The following is a 14,738-nucleotide window of genomic DNA, read 5'->3' as shown; positions in this document are numbered from 1 at the left end:
GCATTCATCCCACTACCTTAGAGGTAGGGGATTTCTGCGGTAAAATGTTAAAACCTCTGTATAAGAGCTTATGCTCATCAGCAGTTATGGCAACAGACGTTTGGTCTCCCAATGTTCTGAACCATCAGCGCTCTCTTTAGTATAGACTATACGATCATGCATACGGTTGGCACGGCCTTGCCAAAACTCAATACTGTCAACCGTAATCTCATAACCACCCCAAAACTGAGGTGTTGGTACTTGCGTGCTTGCAGCATAGTCACTTTGTAATTGCTCAAATTTACGCTCCATCACTTCACGGTTCGCAACCGCACCACTTTGTGGTTGGCTAACCCAAGCGCCTACTTGACTATCGTGTGGGCGTTTTTGAAAATATGCGGCAGATTTATCAGCTTCTATTTTAGCAATGCTGCCACTGATTCGAATCTGGCGCTCAAGCTCATGCCAAAAAAACAGCACTTCTGCGTTAGGGTTTTCTGCGATATCTTGACCCTTGGCACTCTCGTAGTTAGTATAAAAAACAATACCTGTATCGGTAATCTCACGTAGCAAGACAATACGAACGCTAGGCTTGTTATCAGAACCGCAGGTTGCCAGACTCATGGCATAAGGTTCTTGTATCTTTTGTTCTATCGCCTCATCCATCCAAACATTTAACAATTCAAATGGTGACGTTGGTACTGACTGCTGACTTAGTTCACCTTTTTCATACGACAAACGTTGATCAGTAAAATCCATACTCATGGTGATTCCTCATTGTAATATCATTGTCTGATCTATTATGAGCTCAATACATTATTCGCTCAATACCGCTTTAATATGATCGGCTAAATCGTTTGCCATCACATCACATTCTATCTCGTCATCTGACTCAACCATCACTCGAATCATGGGCTCTGTACCTGACTGACGGATGAGAAGGCGACCGCGTCCCTCTAAGGTGGCTTGCGCTTTATCGAATGCCGCAACCAGCGCCTCGTACTCAAAAGGATCTTTCATTTGCGGTAAACGCACATTCACCAGTTTTTGTGGCAACACCTCAAACCCTTCGACAAGATCACTCAATGCGCGACCACGAGCCTGCATAACTGCCAACACCTGCAAACCTGCAATAATGGCATCGCCGGTACGGCTTTTGTCTAAGCATAAGATATGCCCAGATGGTTCGCCACCCAATATCCAGCCATTGGCTTCAAGGTCTTGCATTACATAACGATCGCCTACCTTTGCACGAGTAAACCCAATATCAGCTGCTTTCAATGCCAATTCCAGACCCATATTACTCATTAGGGTGCCGACCACCCCTTTGGCCTTCGTCTGCCCTTGGGTAGCAAGTACATACAAAATACCATCACCGTCGAGCAAGTTGCCTTCTTCATCAACCATGACAATACGGTCACCATCACCATCTAAAGCAATACCAACATCTGCACCATGTTCAAGTACTGCTTTTTGCAACCCCTCGGGATGCGTCGATCCGCAGTCAGCATTGATATTGATACCGTCAGGTGTATTGTTGATAGCGATCACGTTCGCCCCCAACTCGCGCATGACTCGAGGGGCGACGCTATAACCTGCACCATTCGCGCAGTCGACAACAACAGTTAAATGACTCAAGTCATACTGATAAGGGAAGCTGCCTTTACAGAATTCTATATAGCGACCTTTTGCATCATTGATGCGATTGTTTTTGCCTAACTTAGCAGGCTCAAGAATGGGCATGACGGTGTCATTATCGGCTTCAGAAGCACTCATAATTGCAGTCAGTTTGTCGTTAATATCAGCTTGCATCTCGTCCGTTAGCTTCTTACCATCTCCAGAGAAAAGCTTGATGCCATTGTCGTAATATGGATTGTGTGAGGCTGAAATAACAACGCCCGCATCAGCATTAAAACTACGAGTCAAATGGGCAATAGCAGGTGTCGGCAACGGACCTAGCATATGAACATCGACACCCGCTGCATTAAAACCTGCTTGCAAAGCTCCTTCGATCACATAACCCGATAGACGAGTGTCCTTCCCGATCAGCACACTTGGTTTGCGCGATGGATTGTTATTATTATCCATCAGCACCTGTCCCGTTACATAACCTAGTTTTAAAATAAAATCAGGTGTAATCGGTGACTCACCAAACTTTCCACGAATACCGTCAGTACCGAAGTAGCTCATTATCTATCTTCCTCACATCTAAAATTAAAAGGCCAAGCATCTATGCTGGCATGTTATTCGTTATAATTATCTATGATAAGACGTGTTGTCCATTCGACTAGCGCACTATTAATGCATGTTTTTTAATATTGTAAGCGCTCTAGTATTTTACAAAAAAAACAGCCAACAATAACGAGGCATTGTTGGCTGATTGTATCATAACATCACTAAAACTCTGCAATCCACTGTATAGCGTGACAGTCAAAAGTTTTGCGCGGACTAATTTACTCGATAGTTCGGCGCTTCTTTGGTAATTTGCACGTCATGGACGTGTGATTCTTTCATACCGGCTGAAGTTACTTTAATAAATTGAGGTTTTGTGCGCATATCTTCGATGGTTGCAGAACCAGTATAACCCATCGATGAACGCAATCCGCCAACCAACTGATTAACAATACCAGCAACTGGGCCTTTATAAGGAACACGACCTTCGATACCTTCTGGTACTAGCTTCTCCACACCATCTTTGGCGTCTTGGAAGTAACGGTCTGACGAACCGTTTGATCCTGACATCGCACCAAGGCTACCCATACCACGATATGCCTTGTAATAACGACCTTGGAACAGTTCAACTTCACCTGGCGCTTCTTCTGTACCCGCCATCAAAGAGCCCACCATGATGCAAGAAGCGCCAGCGACGATGGCTTTCGCCATATCACCTGAGAAACGAATACCACCATCAGCAATCAGCGGAATACTGTCTTTCAATGCACTAGCGACATTGTCGATAGCCGAAATCTGTGGCACACCAATACCGGCGATGATACGTGTGGTACAGATAGAGCCAGGGCCGATACCCACTTTGACGGCATCAGCACCAGCGTCACGCAATGCTAGCGCAGCATCACCTGTCGCGATATTACCGCCGATGACTTGAACATGTGGGTAGTGTTTTTTGATCCAAGAAACTTTATCAATCACCCCTTTCGAGTGACCATGTGCAGTATCTACAACAATCACATCAACGTCAGCGGCAATTAATGCTTCAACGCGAGCTTGAGTGTCTGCGCCTGTACCGACAGCCGCGCCGACACGCAAACGACCATGACTATCTTTACAAGCGTTTGGATTATTTTCAGCTTTAGCAAAGTCGTTGACCGTAATGAGACCTTTTAGACGGAAATTATCATCGATGACGATAACTTTTTCGATACGGTGCTCGTGTAGTAACCGTTTGATATTTTCGTTACTTTCGCCTTCATGTACCGTAACCAGCTGATCCTTAGGCGTCATGATTTTACTGACGGGTAAGGACAAATTGGTTTCAAAACGCCAATCACGATGCGTAACAATACCTTCTACTTTGTCTGTACCTTTTTCTACCACTGGTACGCCTGAGATATTATTATCTTGAGTCAAGCGCAGCAACTCACCGATGCTCATCTCTGGGTGCACAGTGATCGGATCGACAACTGTACCTGCTTCAAACTTTTTGACGCGGCGCACTTGAGTGGCTTGTTTTTCGATATCCATACTTTTGTGTAAGATACCCATACCACCGAGCTGTGCCATGGTTATGGCCATTTCAGACTCAGTCACTGTGTCCATCGCAGCAGAAACCAGCGGCAAGTTGAGCGTGATTTCTTTGGTCAAACGGGTAGTCAGATTAGCAGTTTTTGGCAGGACTTCAGAATAAGCTGGCAACAACAGAACATCATCAAAGGTTAAGGCTTCATCGACAATTCGCAACATACAGACCCCTAGTGGTGGTTATTTTGATGGGTGGGATTTTCGCAATAAGACAATCAACCGAGATCATCGATATGACTTCATGCTGTGCAGACCTCACTTGCTATAGGCCTTACAACATAGCGCGTTAGATAATAAGCAATGACTCAGTATTTATTTGTCATTAAACAAACAGAGGTACTCGAAAACTGCCATTGATTTATGCGTTGTGAGTCTAAGAAAATATAGCACACTTCTACTCTTAATCGCTTAATTATCCCTTAAAAATAACGCCATATTATAACAAATAAGCAAGCAAACCGCACAGTTATTTATCAGGTTGTTTTTCGAATCATCACCTACCCGATTCATCAACATTAACCATTATCTTAAATATGAAACAGACATTTCACTCACTACTCTGTTTGTCTTCATCTTTAACAATAAGGCGCTCAACGGGTAGATACTCTTTTTGCGTTTGGTACAGATAGTTCAGCATTTGCTCACGTACCTCACATGCCAGCGTCCATGCTTCTATAGGACCTATCGCTGAAACGGCACCACGCAAGTGAATGCTATTTGCAGTCACCTCAACGACAAACATTTCAGGCTCAGTCTTGTTGTCCCAAAGTTTGTTGTCTTTGGCTATCGATATAAATTGCTGGCGAATGGCGTCAATGTCTGCGCCATAATCAACATACAAAAACACCGGACAGGTTTGATGTACTTCTGTATGTGACCAATTTTCTACAGTTTCAGTAATCAGTTCACGCATCGGCACGACTAACCGACGTTCATCCCATGTTTTCAGTACCGCGTAGGTGTAACGGAGATCTTCAACGGTGCTAAAGTTACCATCCATTATCACACTGTCGCCAATCCTTACCGGCTGGGTTACTGCCACCTGCACTCCAGCAATGATGTTACCTAATATCGGCTGCGCGGCAATACCGATAACCACGCCAGCGATACCAGCTGAGGTCAACAAAGTCTTGCCAAGACCTGCCATATTGGTAAATTCACTCAAACCAATCCAAATACTGCCCAAGATCATGACAAAGATGAAAACACGGCGAAATATCGACACATAAGTACGGCGACGGCGCTCTTCGTCGAAGTGTTCTTCAGCCAGATTTTCAATCTGCAGGCTTTGGTAACGATTGGCAAAGAAGTTAATGATTCGAATACCAAGCCATGAGGCACTAAAAACCAACCCGATCCAAATCAACGGACGAGTCGAAGAGGCAATGGCATCTAAATAAGGGAAACCACCAGAAACCAGGGTAAATACTAAAGAAAAGCTGATGGTAAAAGTTAAAGGTACCGTCAGCTTGCTAACGAGATCTGCCACACCATGAGCGCTACCAACATAGTTGCTATACTTTTCATCATCAATGAAGCGGCTGATGACTCGTCCCGCTATTTTACTAAGTGACCACCCCAATCCGGTCGTCAGCAAGAAAAACAACGTTAACGATAGGAACTCCCACAACGCGATGCTAAACAATTCTATTTTTAACCAGCTCGGCAAAAAACGCGCAAACCTAGTAGGGTGATACTGTTCATATAAATTGTCTATATTACCCACAGTTTGTGCAGAAAACATCCAAACAGGTGCGTCATCTCCAACTCTCACACGCTGTAAATATATAGGCACACGCCGCTCTCGGTAATCAATATACCCAAGCTGAATGGAACGTCTAGCAATACCCAATATGCTGTTGTTACTGCCTAATGGCGGCTCTATCAACCCATCTGGACGATCTGGCAAGTCATCGAAAACATACAAATCCCTTTCAGATAGCAAAAAATCCAATTGCCTTGATAAATCGAGCGCACGCGTGCGCTGTTCTTCCTCATCGATCAGATTCATATTCAAGGCATAAGCAGCCAAGTCATATTGCTGCTTCATAATTGCAGATTGGAAGAATTCTACAGTCGCTAGTGGCGTGGATAGGTTTGGTGGCTTTGATAACGGCGACAAACCAACATTGAGTTCATCTAATATGTAATAGCTTTCATGATATTCACCCGTTAGTCCCGCATCACCTTGTAGCTCACCTGCCTGCCTTACTGTGCTGCTCTCAACAGGGTCAAAGGCCTCTTCCGCAATACTAGAGATACTGATCTCACCTTCTTCTACCGTATCAATTTTTTCAGAGGCATACTCAGTGAGCGTATCAGGCTCGGCGGCATTTTGTGCGCTACTATTTTGCTCATAAGTGTCGCTGTTTCGTTCTTGAGTCACATTTGCCGAATGCACTGGCAAACAAATAGCACTGGTCACTACAACCAAAACCGCCAACACCAATCGCCATGCGTTGCGGCACAAGCTATTAAATGCCAGCTTACGATAATCAGTGGCCTCGTCAAAGCTCTCCATGATAGTAGTATCGGATGTTATGCTATGACCAGCAGTCACATCTGTTAAAGAGTTATTCATGTTTCGACAACCAATGGTTTACGTGATAATTACATACCAGAACTATTTCAAATAATAGTCTTATATCCGAGATATTCTTTTAGAATGAGGATTTGTCCCAGTTTATTCTACAAAAAAGCCAGCCTAACGCTGACTTAGTTTATGACTATATGTATATAGATTCTGTTAATCTTCAGGTTATGCTCGGCGCCATGTCGTGCCGGCACGGCTATCTTCAAGCTCGATCCCTGCATCTTTTAGTTGCTCGCGTATTTCATCTGCACGAGCAAAGTTTTTGTTGGTTTTGGCATCTGCACGCTCAACGATCAAAGCATCAATAGCCGCATCAGCTAACCCGCTATCCGCCTTATCACCAACCACCGCTTGCAAGAACTGCTGAACTGGCTGCTGTAGTATATTCAGTACCTGTGACAACGCTTTGAGCTGCTCTGCTAATTTCCATGCGCTATCCACGTCCTCCGCTTTAACAGCCTTATTAATATCACGTGCCAGTCCAAATAATACGCTAATAGCCGTTGAGCTATTAAAGTCATCGTTCATGGCTTGGATGAACGCTTGACCAGCCACACTGCTATAAGCATCTTCTATTATTTGATCATCGACTCTCAGGCTTTGACCTTTTAGCTGCTCGGCCAATTTTAATGCATTATATAACCTACTCAGGCTATTGTGCGCTTCATCCAACGCACTGTCCGAAAAGTTCACTTGGCTACGATAGTGGCTCGATAGCAAGAAAAACCTGACCGTTTCTGGATGAAATTTTGCCATTACGTCCCGAATAGTAAAGAAGTTACCTAGCGATTTGGACATTTTTTCGCCATCGACATTGATAAATCCGACATGCATCCAGTTACGAGCATACTCGCAACCAGTCGCTGCTTCAGACTGCGCTATCTCATTTTCATGATGAGGAAATTGCAAGTCATGACCACCGCCATGAATATCAAAGGTACTGCCCAAGCACTTAGTCGACATCGCAGAACATTCGATATGCCAACCTGGACGCCCTTGCCCCCACGGTGATTGCCATTGTGGTTCATCAGGTTTTGCTGCCTTCCACAACACAAAATCAAACGGACTACGCTTGTCGTTTTCGACATCGACGCGCGATCCTGCCTGCATGTCATCGAGGTTACGCTTAGAGAGCTTACCGTAACCCTCAAAGTTATCAACCGCATAATAAACATCACCATTGTCACCTGCATAAGCATAGTCGCCAGTGACTAGAGTCTCAATCATTTGCTGCATCTCATCAATATGATCGGTTGCGCGAGGTTCTGCATCTGGCATTTGGCAACCGAGCGCACTTGCATCTTCGTGCATCGCTTCAATGAAACGCTGCGTCAAGGTGCTAATATCTTCGCCGTTTTCGCTAGCTCGTGCGATGATTTTGTCGTCGATATCAGTGATGTTACGCACATAATTAACCTCATAGCCCAGCTGTGCCAGCCAACGCACCGCCATATCAAAAGCAACCATCACTCGAGCATGGCCGATATGACAATAATCATAAACGGTCATGCCACACACATACATGCCTACTTGTCCTGCTTTTAGTGGTACAAACTGGCGCTTACCACCAGTGAGTGAATCATAAATGGCCAGTTGGGACATCGCATCGGCAAATGGTGTGGTCATAGTTAAAAAGCCTTTTGGTATAATTTCGATATAATCAGGTAAAATTGATAAGCACAGACGTAGTCAGTGCTTCTTTGAATAATAAAGCAGCCGTAATATACAACTTAACCCATTATCTTAGCGAAAACGGCTATAAAATACTACAATGAGTGCGCAACTAACCTCATTCAATCATAAAATAAACAAGGATTCAGACATGGGCAATCGCTTAAGTAAAATATATACACGAACAGGAGATGATGGCAGCACTGGCATGGCAGACGGTAGCCGCGTCAGCAAGGCAGACCATCTATTTAGCGTGATGGGTGATGTTGACGAACTTAACTCCCATATCGGCTTGGTACGCGCTCAACTACAGCAAAATGAAAAATCGTCTATCAGTGACAGTTTTTCTGAAGCTTTGGTGATTATTCAGCACCTATTGTTTAATATTGGCGGCGAGCTTGCTATGCCAGAATACGAAGGCGTCAATGCAAGCCACATTGAGTGGTTAGAACAACAGATTGATACGATGAACACGACGTTACCACCGTTAAAAGACTTTATTTTGCCGACAGGCTCACTGTTGGTCAGTCAATTACATGTGGCACGCAGTGTTTGCCGACGTGCTGAGCGCCAAGCAGTTTTATTACAGAAAGATCGCCCGCAAGCAATACGCAGCACAGCGGTAAGTTTTATTAATCGGTTATCTGACTGGCTATTTGTCGCTGCCCGTTTTTGCACAGACCCCGAGCAAGTATCTGAAGTATTGTGGGACAGCAAAGTGCTGCAAAATCTTCCTGACGGTCAATAATGTACAGCACCATCGCCCAGTTTTTAATATCTCTTGATGTCTCGGGTCTCAAAGCTCAGCTATATTTTCTCGCCACCGTGATTTTTTACAATCATACATACTCGTGAGACTGAGAGTTCAGTTTTATATCTTAGTATAAAAAATGCCCGCGGCATAAGATCTGCGGGCATTTTTGAATTGATTGCTTAATCATGAGTAGTAACTCAATGAGAAGCTATCAAACGACTAAGTAATTTCGTAACAGCTACTTTCTTAGTTGTACTATTTAATATGTAGCACTGTCATCTTCGATGATAACCATATCAATACTTTCATCTTGAGGCACCTCTTTTGGCTCTGCTGGTTCACTGGGCTCTGGTGCAGCTGCTGTAGTATTGTTGCTTGAGCTACTTTGACTATTACTTGAACTGCTTTGATTGTTGCTACTTGGCGGTGTGGCAGGTTCAATAGGTTGAATTGGCTCAATTGGTTCTACTGTTCTAGGCTCACGAGTGGGGGCTGGCTCATTTTGTGCTGCCCTGCGCTCAGCCTCTCTTTCAGCGCTAGCTTCATTCATTGCCGCTTGAAATGCAGATCCGGCCATGACATCAGACACCACATTTATCAAAGCAGGCTGTCCAGCGATACGAGTACGCACCTGACCGCCTTGCGTACCAACGACATAAGTAAACGCATCATCGACAAGCATATTGTTATTACTGCGGATATTATTCTCTGCTAAACGAGACTGCAAGCTTGGCTGGTTATTAGCAGATTGTACCTGACTAGATTGATACAGATCTTCGCTTGGCAAGGTCATACTAACGCTTGCTTGACAGGTGGTCATGCCGTTGCTATTGGCTTCTTGTAGTACCGCTGCATTTTGTATATCAATCACGATGCCTCTAGCCTTGTCAGCGACTGTGCCACTAGCGATATTAATCTCTGCTTCGTTGGCATAATCAGCTGCTAGCGTTTGTGCGTTTTGGCTGAGCGTATTTTTTAGAGTCGTTTTTAGGCGGTCTTGTACCATTGGGTCATCACAGCTCACAGCGGTGGCAGCAGCATTTTCGCTAGACTCTGAGTCCTGCTCCGTGAGTTCTGCTTCTTGTGTTGTGTCTTCTGTTTCTGAGCGATCACAACCTGCAAGCGCTAAACCACATATCATGCCAATACCAGCAGCTTTTTGCCACTTGCTAAAACTCTTATTTGCTACGCTCATATGTATTTTGCTCCCAATTTACTGATTCGTACCGCCACTGACGGACAGTGATTAAGATCCAAACCGCAATCTTAATTGCTATCGGTTTGAAAACTCAATTATTATACGGTGTTTCAAGCCAATGGTCACCAATGTAGTCTATCGGTATACAAATAATGCTCATCAATGGGTATAAAACCTGCTTTTGTTTTCAAAAACATAACAATGACATATTTTATTATCTTGATGATTAACGCCGTTTGGCAAAATTTAGCCATTTTTAACCCATTTAGATGACTATCAATTGAATTGAGAACACACCTTAGACTGATAAAAAATTAATTTCATTATTAGCCAATATCGTCGAATCTTGTCACATCAAAACTTGGTACCATTAAAACCTAGCGCCATTAAAACTTGTGGCATCACGACCAAGGACACCAGAACTAGCAACATCAAAAACAATCACAACTTTCATTAGACGCAACTACATGGACAGGATATTATGACCTGTAAAAACAGCTACTGGCGTCTACTATGATAAGCGTTAAAAACAGCCTTTTGTTAGGTCATCGAGGTGCTCGGGGCGAAGTGTTAGAAAACACACTCTCCGGATTTCAACACACTCAGAACTTACAACTGCCAGGGCTGTCCGGTGTTGAGCTTGATGTACAATTGAGCGCTGATGGTCATTTAGTGGTATTTCATGACGACGACCTCACACGCATGTGCGGACAACAATCACGCATTGATCAGCTGAATATCACCGAAATTCGACGTTATCTGCAACGTGGACACCCCCTCGTTACCTTAGTCGACATAGCACCTGCCTTAACGGGCTTTTCTGCGATTGAGCTGGAGGTCAAGACACATGAGCGCACTGACTACGCTGGGTTGATCCAAGCGCTTGCTCGTGATCTACTTGACACATCATTAGCCAGCTTGCCTATCGTACTGACTAGCTTTGATACCGAGCTGCATATTCGCCTACAGCGCCATCCAGCGCTCAAAAACAACCCTCGCGGCTTGCTCATTCGCACCCCTGAAGCGCTGATTACTGCGACCGATACTGCTGCTCAGCTAGGTTGTCGCCAACTGGGGATTCATTACCCTCTCCTCAGTCAGTCTATCATTGGGCATTTCCATCGTCAGCACTTACCAGTCAGTGCTTGGACAGTTAATGACTTAGCAACGATTGAACAGCTGATAGAATGGCAAACCGACGTCATTATCACTGACTTCCCCAGTCGTTTGCTCACAAGATAGCGTGGTTATCGAGGTTCCATGAGTTTCAGCTACTTACTGATTTGACTAGAATCACCTACACACCGTGGTAATACTTACACTTTTACCTAACACCTTATACGTACTCGTTATTTTTGACTAATACGCACTATAATTAATACAAGTTATTGTTATTTAGCAATGTTTTTATAGTGTATGAGTGTTCACTTTATTGCCGATTTAAGGTACTATAGAGGCTGATATAAATACCGTTAGGAATATTGTATGATTGCAAAAAAAGCACTTGGCTTACCGCTTAAAGGCTTACGTTTCGCTATCAAATCTGGCGACATGCTCACGAAAACCGCTAGCACTCAAGTGGCACGCTTTAAAGCGCGTCTCGATGAAAACAGAGCAAAGAGCTCACTAAATGAGCAGCCAGTTGCCAAACGCAACTACACCCACACCGAAGCACAAGCCGATGCCTCTCAAGCAGATAGCATCGACATGCGCGAGTTTGCATTTACCAAGGCACCGATCAACTGGATTCCAGCAGCAGTCTTGATGTCCACCCCGATCGCTGCCGCTGTCATCACACCGTGGTATTTATATACCCATGATGTCAGCGCGCCTGTTTGGGGCGTGTTTGGCGGGTTTATGGTTTGGACTGGTCTGAGTATTACTGCAGGCTATCATCGTCTGTTTGCGCATCGTGCGTATAAAGCACACCCGATCGTCAAAAACTTCTTATTGCTGGGCTCAACCTTGGCTGTTCAGGGTTCAGCGTTTGATTGGGTGTCTGGACACCGTACCCATCATCGTCATGTTGATGACCGTCTAGACGATCCTTACTCTGCACAACGAGGATTTTGGTTCAGTCATATCGGTTGGATGCTACGCAACTACCCTAGTGGTAAGTTTGACTACAAAAATATTCCTGACTTGACCAGAGACAAAGTGCTACAGATTCAGCACAAGTATTATGGCTTGTGGGTTCTAGCACTAAATGTCGGTATGGTTGCAGCCGTTGGTTGGTTGTTAGGTGATGTTTGGGGCACTTTAGTTCTCGCTGGTTTGTTGCGCTTGGTGCTGACTCATCACTTTACTTTCTTCATCAACTCACTATGCCACATGTTTGGTTCACGCCCTTATACCGATACCAACAGTGCGCGTGACAATTTCTTTTTAGCCATATTTACTTGGGGTGAGGGTTATCATAACTACCATCACTTCTTCCAATACGATTATCGTAACGGTGTGAAATGGTGGCAATATGACCCAACCAAATGGCTCATTGCCGGTTTATCGAAAGTTGGTCTGACCACTGACCTGCGTTTGGTTGATGATACGACTATCAAACATGCTGAAGTACAAATGCAGTTCAAAAAAGCAAGACAAGAAATCGATACAGCAACAGAGAGCGGCCTTGATATTCCTCACGCGATGAAGAGCTTCCAAGATCGTATCAAGTTTGAATACGAAGCCTTCATGCAAACGGTTGAAGAATGGCAGGCATTAAAAGCCAAAACCATCGAGATGAAAAAGACGGAATATGCTGATCGCCTGCACGAAGTTGATGACAAGCTAAAGCATGACTATGCCAAGATCGAACAGAAAATCCTTGAGCATAATACTAACCTTAAAACAGCCTTCCGCTCCATCGGGTTAAGTAAAAAAGCCGCTTAAGGGTCTTTATCTGGGGTTATTACATTTCCCTCTTTATCATTAGTTTCCTCCTTCCCTCTATCTGTACTAGATAGAGGGATTTTTTTGTTTTGGTTGGTAATTTATAAGAGACGGATAGAGCGAAACACAGAGCGAAACAATGTCATACAATGGCTATGCTATAGTGACTAACTATAATTTATATATTAAAAAACGGGAACGGCTCGTATGCGTTATAACAATACCTACGTCAACCTTGACACGCGTCTTCATCATGAACAGCCACCAACACCGCTAGAAAACCCACGATACGGTCACTTCAATACCCAAGTTGCGCAGCAGTTGGGTTGGACAGATGATAATGAACTCATGGAAAACTGGGTAGACATTCTCGGTGGTCTGTACGTGCCAGCCAGTTTCAAACCGCTAGCAATGGCTTATGCCGGTCACCAGTTTGGCCAATGGGCAGGACAGCTGGGTGATGGGCGTGGTTTACTGATGGCTCAAGTTATTGACAACAACGAACAACCCCAAGACTTACATCTTAAAGGTATCGGCCTGACGCCCTACTCGCGGATGGGAGATGGGCGCGCGGTGTTACGTAGTACTATTCGCGAATATTTGTGTGGTCACGCACTCAATCAGCTCAGTATACCTTCGTCGAATGCACTGGGCTTTGTGGTTTCTGATACACGTGTAAGGCGTGAGAGCATGGAGTCAGGTGCAGCATTGATGCGCGTTGCGGACAGCCATATCCGCCTCGGTCATGTGGAATGGATCGCTAGCTTTGCCCCAGACTTGCTTGGCGAATTCACGGATTATATGATTGACACCTATTACCCCGAATGCCGCGATAGTGACGTTCCAGTATTGGCATTTTTGACCGCAGTGGTAGAGCGTACGGCACGCATGATCGCTGACTGGCAGTTGATTGGTTTCGCACATGGAGTGATGAATACTGACAATTTATCTATCACTGGTAGCACGTTAGATTTTGGTCCTTTTGGCTTTATGGAGCGCTTCAATCCGTCTTGGATCAATAATCATTCAGACTATACAGGACGCTATGCCTATCAGAACCAACCTGCTATCGGTCATTGGAACTTAAACGTTTGGCTACCTCACTTTATGCGCTTAGAGGGAATCACGCGTGACACATTGGCAGAGTGTCTTGCACCTTACGAAGCCACTTTCATGCAGTATTATCAACAAGGACTGTGCCAAAAGCTTGGCTTGCCACACCAGAGTGAAAGCTTAGCCTTAGCGTTTGAATGGTTGACTCTACTAGAAGACAACTTGCTCGACTATACCAACAGCTTCCGCGCCTTACTGGGTCTCATCTCACCAGATGAACACCCTTATGAACGCCAGCTATTGACAACCTTAATTGCCGAACTCGATGAAGAAGCGCAAACCGTCTGGCAAGACTGGTCAACACGCTACACTGCCCAGGTTCAGTCATTATCAGTAGAAAGTGCCATCGAGACTATGAAAAACCACAACCCTGTTTATGTGTTACGCAACAGCATGGCACAGCGCGCAATTACGGCCGCAGAACAAGGACAGCTTGAAGAAGTAAACCGAGTATTTGAACTGCTTGCCAATCCATTTAGCATACAAGACATCGCGACTGACTTGGATACGACACCGCCTAGCCCAAATGCACCACAGAAGCCCATTAGCTGCTCATCGTAATGCAACAAAATCATCTAATTCCATTTTCAAAGATATTTCGACAAATTTTTGCAATTTAGGCTGATATTTGGCCCATTTACTAGGCACTGAATTACCAATAATGCTAGAATAACATTTTTGCTGTATTGCTATTTTGGCCTGATCTTAAACCGCCGACGATACCCCTGTTAATGACGATATGCTTTCAGTTTATTATCGTTAAATAAACTGAGAGACTGAAACAT

General features: G+C 44.5%; 10 protein-coding genes. 4 read left to right on the top strand and 6 right to left on the bottom strand.

Translation table 11 applies throughout. From position 1 onward, the window contains the following. Positions 1 to 84 precede the first annotated feature (84 nt). The 5 genes from pdxH to cysS form a co-directional block, all read right to left on the bottom strand. Positions 85 to 738, bottom strand: coding sequence for a pyridoxamine 5'-phosphate oxidase (gene pdxH / locus L0J61_RS03525; protein WP_301464937.1), 654 nt, complete (start codon positions 736 to 738; stop codon positions 85 to 87). A 57-nt stretch (positions 739 to 795) separates the two neighbouring features. Then, on the bottom strand, positions 796 to 2,169 hold the full coding sequence (gene glmM, locus L0J61_RS03520) for a phosphoglucosamine mutase (RefSeq protein WP_301464935.1): 1,374 nt from the start codon (positions 2,167 to 2,169) through the stop codon (positions 796 to 798). A gap of 258 nt (positions 2,170 to 2,427) precedes the next feature. Continuing rightward, complete coding sequence (gene guaB, locus L0J61_RS03515) at positions 2,428 to 3,900, bottom strand: IMP dehydrogenase (RefSeq protein ID WP_301464934.1); 1,473 nt, start codon at positions 3,898 to 3,900, stop codon at positions 2,428 to 2,430. A gap of 385 nt (positions 3,901 to 4,285) precedes the next feature. Next, complete coding sequence (locus L0J61_RS03510; protein ID WP_301464933.1) at positions 4,286 to 6,319, bottom strand: mechanosensitive ion channel family protein; 2,034 nt, start codon at positions 6,317 to 6,319, stop codon at positions 4,286 to 4,288. Positions 6,320 to 6,496: 177 nt separating this feature from the next. Then, positions 6,497 to 7,957 carry a cysteine--tRNA ligase gene (cysS, locus tag L0J61_RS03505; protein WP_301464932.1) on the bottom strand — a complete coding sequence of 487 codons (1,461 nt, stop codon included), beginning with the start codon at positions 7,955 to 7,957 and terminating at the stop codon, positions 6,497 to 6,499. A 196-nt stretch (positions 7,958 to 8,153) separates the two neighbouring features. Between cysS and L0J61_RS03500 the strand changes: the two genes are divergently transcribed. After that, positions 8,154 to 8,750 (top strand): cob(I)yrinic acid a,c-diamide adenosyltransferase, encoded by a 597-nt coding sequence (locus tag L0J61_RS03500; protein WP_301464931.1) that lies wholly within the window; start codon positions 8,154 to 8,156, stop codon positions 8,748 to 8,750. A gap of 265 nt (positions 8,751 to 9,015) precedes the next feature. Here L0J61_RS03500 and L0J61_RS03495 read toward each other — a convergent pair whose 3' ends face one another. Continuing rightward, a complete protein-coding gene (locus L0J61_RS03495) occupies positions 9,016 to 9,951 on the bottom strand; it encodes a hypothetical protein (RefSeq protein WP_301464930.1) in 936 nt (311 codons plus the stop codon). A gap of 516 nt (positions 9,952 to 10,467) precedes the next feature. Here L0J61_RS03495 and L0J61_RS03490 point away from each other — a divergent pair. The 3 genes from L0J61_RS03490 to L0J61_RS03480 all read left to right on the top strand — a co-directional run bounded on the left by L0J61_RS03490 (position 10,468) and on the right by L0J61_RS03480 (position 14,514). After that, positions 10,468 to 11,196: a glycerophosphodiester phosphodiesterase gene (locus L0J61_RS03490; protein WP_301464929.1), complete on the top strand. Its 729-nt coding sequence runs from the start codon at positions 10,468 to 10,470 to the stop codon at positions 11,194 to 11,196. A 465-nt stretch (positions 11,197 to 11,661) separates the two neighbouring features. Next, complete coding sequence (locus L0J61_RS03485; RefSeq protein WP_301464936.1) at positions 11,662 to 12,840, top strand: fatty acid desaturase; 1,179 nt, start codon at positions 11,662 to 11,664, stop codon at positions 12,838 to 12,840. A gap of 207 nt (positions 12,841 to 13,047) precedes the next feature. Further along, entirely contained in the window at positions 13,048 to 14,514 is a 1,467-nt protein-coding gene (locus L0J61_RS03480; protein WP_301464928.1) for a YdiU family protein, read from the top strand. The last annotated feature ends 224 nt before the right edge of the window (positions 14,515 to 14,738 follow it).

This window comes from Psychrobacter sp. (genome assembly GCF_030457785.1).
Taxonomy (GTDB): Bacteria; Pseudomonadota; Gammaproteobacteria; order Pseudomonadales; family Moraxellaceae; genus Psychrobacter.
Note: the sequence above shows the minus strand (reverse complement) of the source record. Positions and strands in the feature narration are given on the sequence as shown.

Excerpts from the sequence above, each read along its gene's own strand:
- L0J61_RS03500 (WP_301464931.1), top strand. The coding sequence starts at position 8,154 with ATGGGCAATCGCTTAAGTAAAATATATACACGAACAGGAGATGATGGC.
- L0J61_RS03490 (WP_301464929.1), top strand. The coding sequence starts at position 10,468 with ATGATAAGCGTTAAAAACAGCCTTTTGTTAGGTCATCGAGGTGCTCGG.
- L0J61_RS03480 (WP_301464928.1), top strand. The coding sequence starts at position 13,048 with ATGCGTTATAACAATACCTACGTCAACCTTGACACGCGTCTTCATCAT.
- guaB (WP_301464934.1), bottom strand. The coding sequence starts at position 3,900 with ATGTTGCGAATTGTCGATGAAGCCTTAACCTTTGATGATGTTCTGTTG.
- pdxH (WP_301464937.1), bottom strand. The coding sequence starts at position 738 with ATGGATTTTACTGATCAACGTTTGTCGTATGAAAAAGGTGAACTAAGT.
- glmM (WP_301464935.1), bottom strand. The coding sequence starts at position 2,169 with ATGAGCTACTTCGGTACTGACGGTATTCGTGGAAAGTTTGGTGAGTCA.
- L0J61_RS03510 (WP_301464933.1), bottom strand. The coding sequence starts at position 6,319 with ATGAATAACTCTTTAACAGATGTGACTGCTGGTCATAGCATAACATCC.
- L0J61_RS03495 (WP_301464930.1), bottom strand. The coding sequence starts at position 9,951 with ATGAGCGTAGCAAATAAGAGTTTTAGCAAGTGGCAAAAAGCTGCTGGT.
- L0J61_RS03485 (WP_301464936.1), top strand. The coding sequence starts at position 11,662 with ATGCGCGAGTTTGCATTTACCAAGGCACCGATCAACTGGATTCCAGCA.
- cysS (WP_301464932.1), bottom strand. The coding sequence starts at position 7,957 with ATGACCACACCATTTGCCGATGCGATGTCCCAACTGGCCATTTATGAT.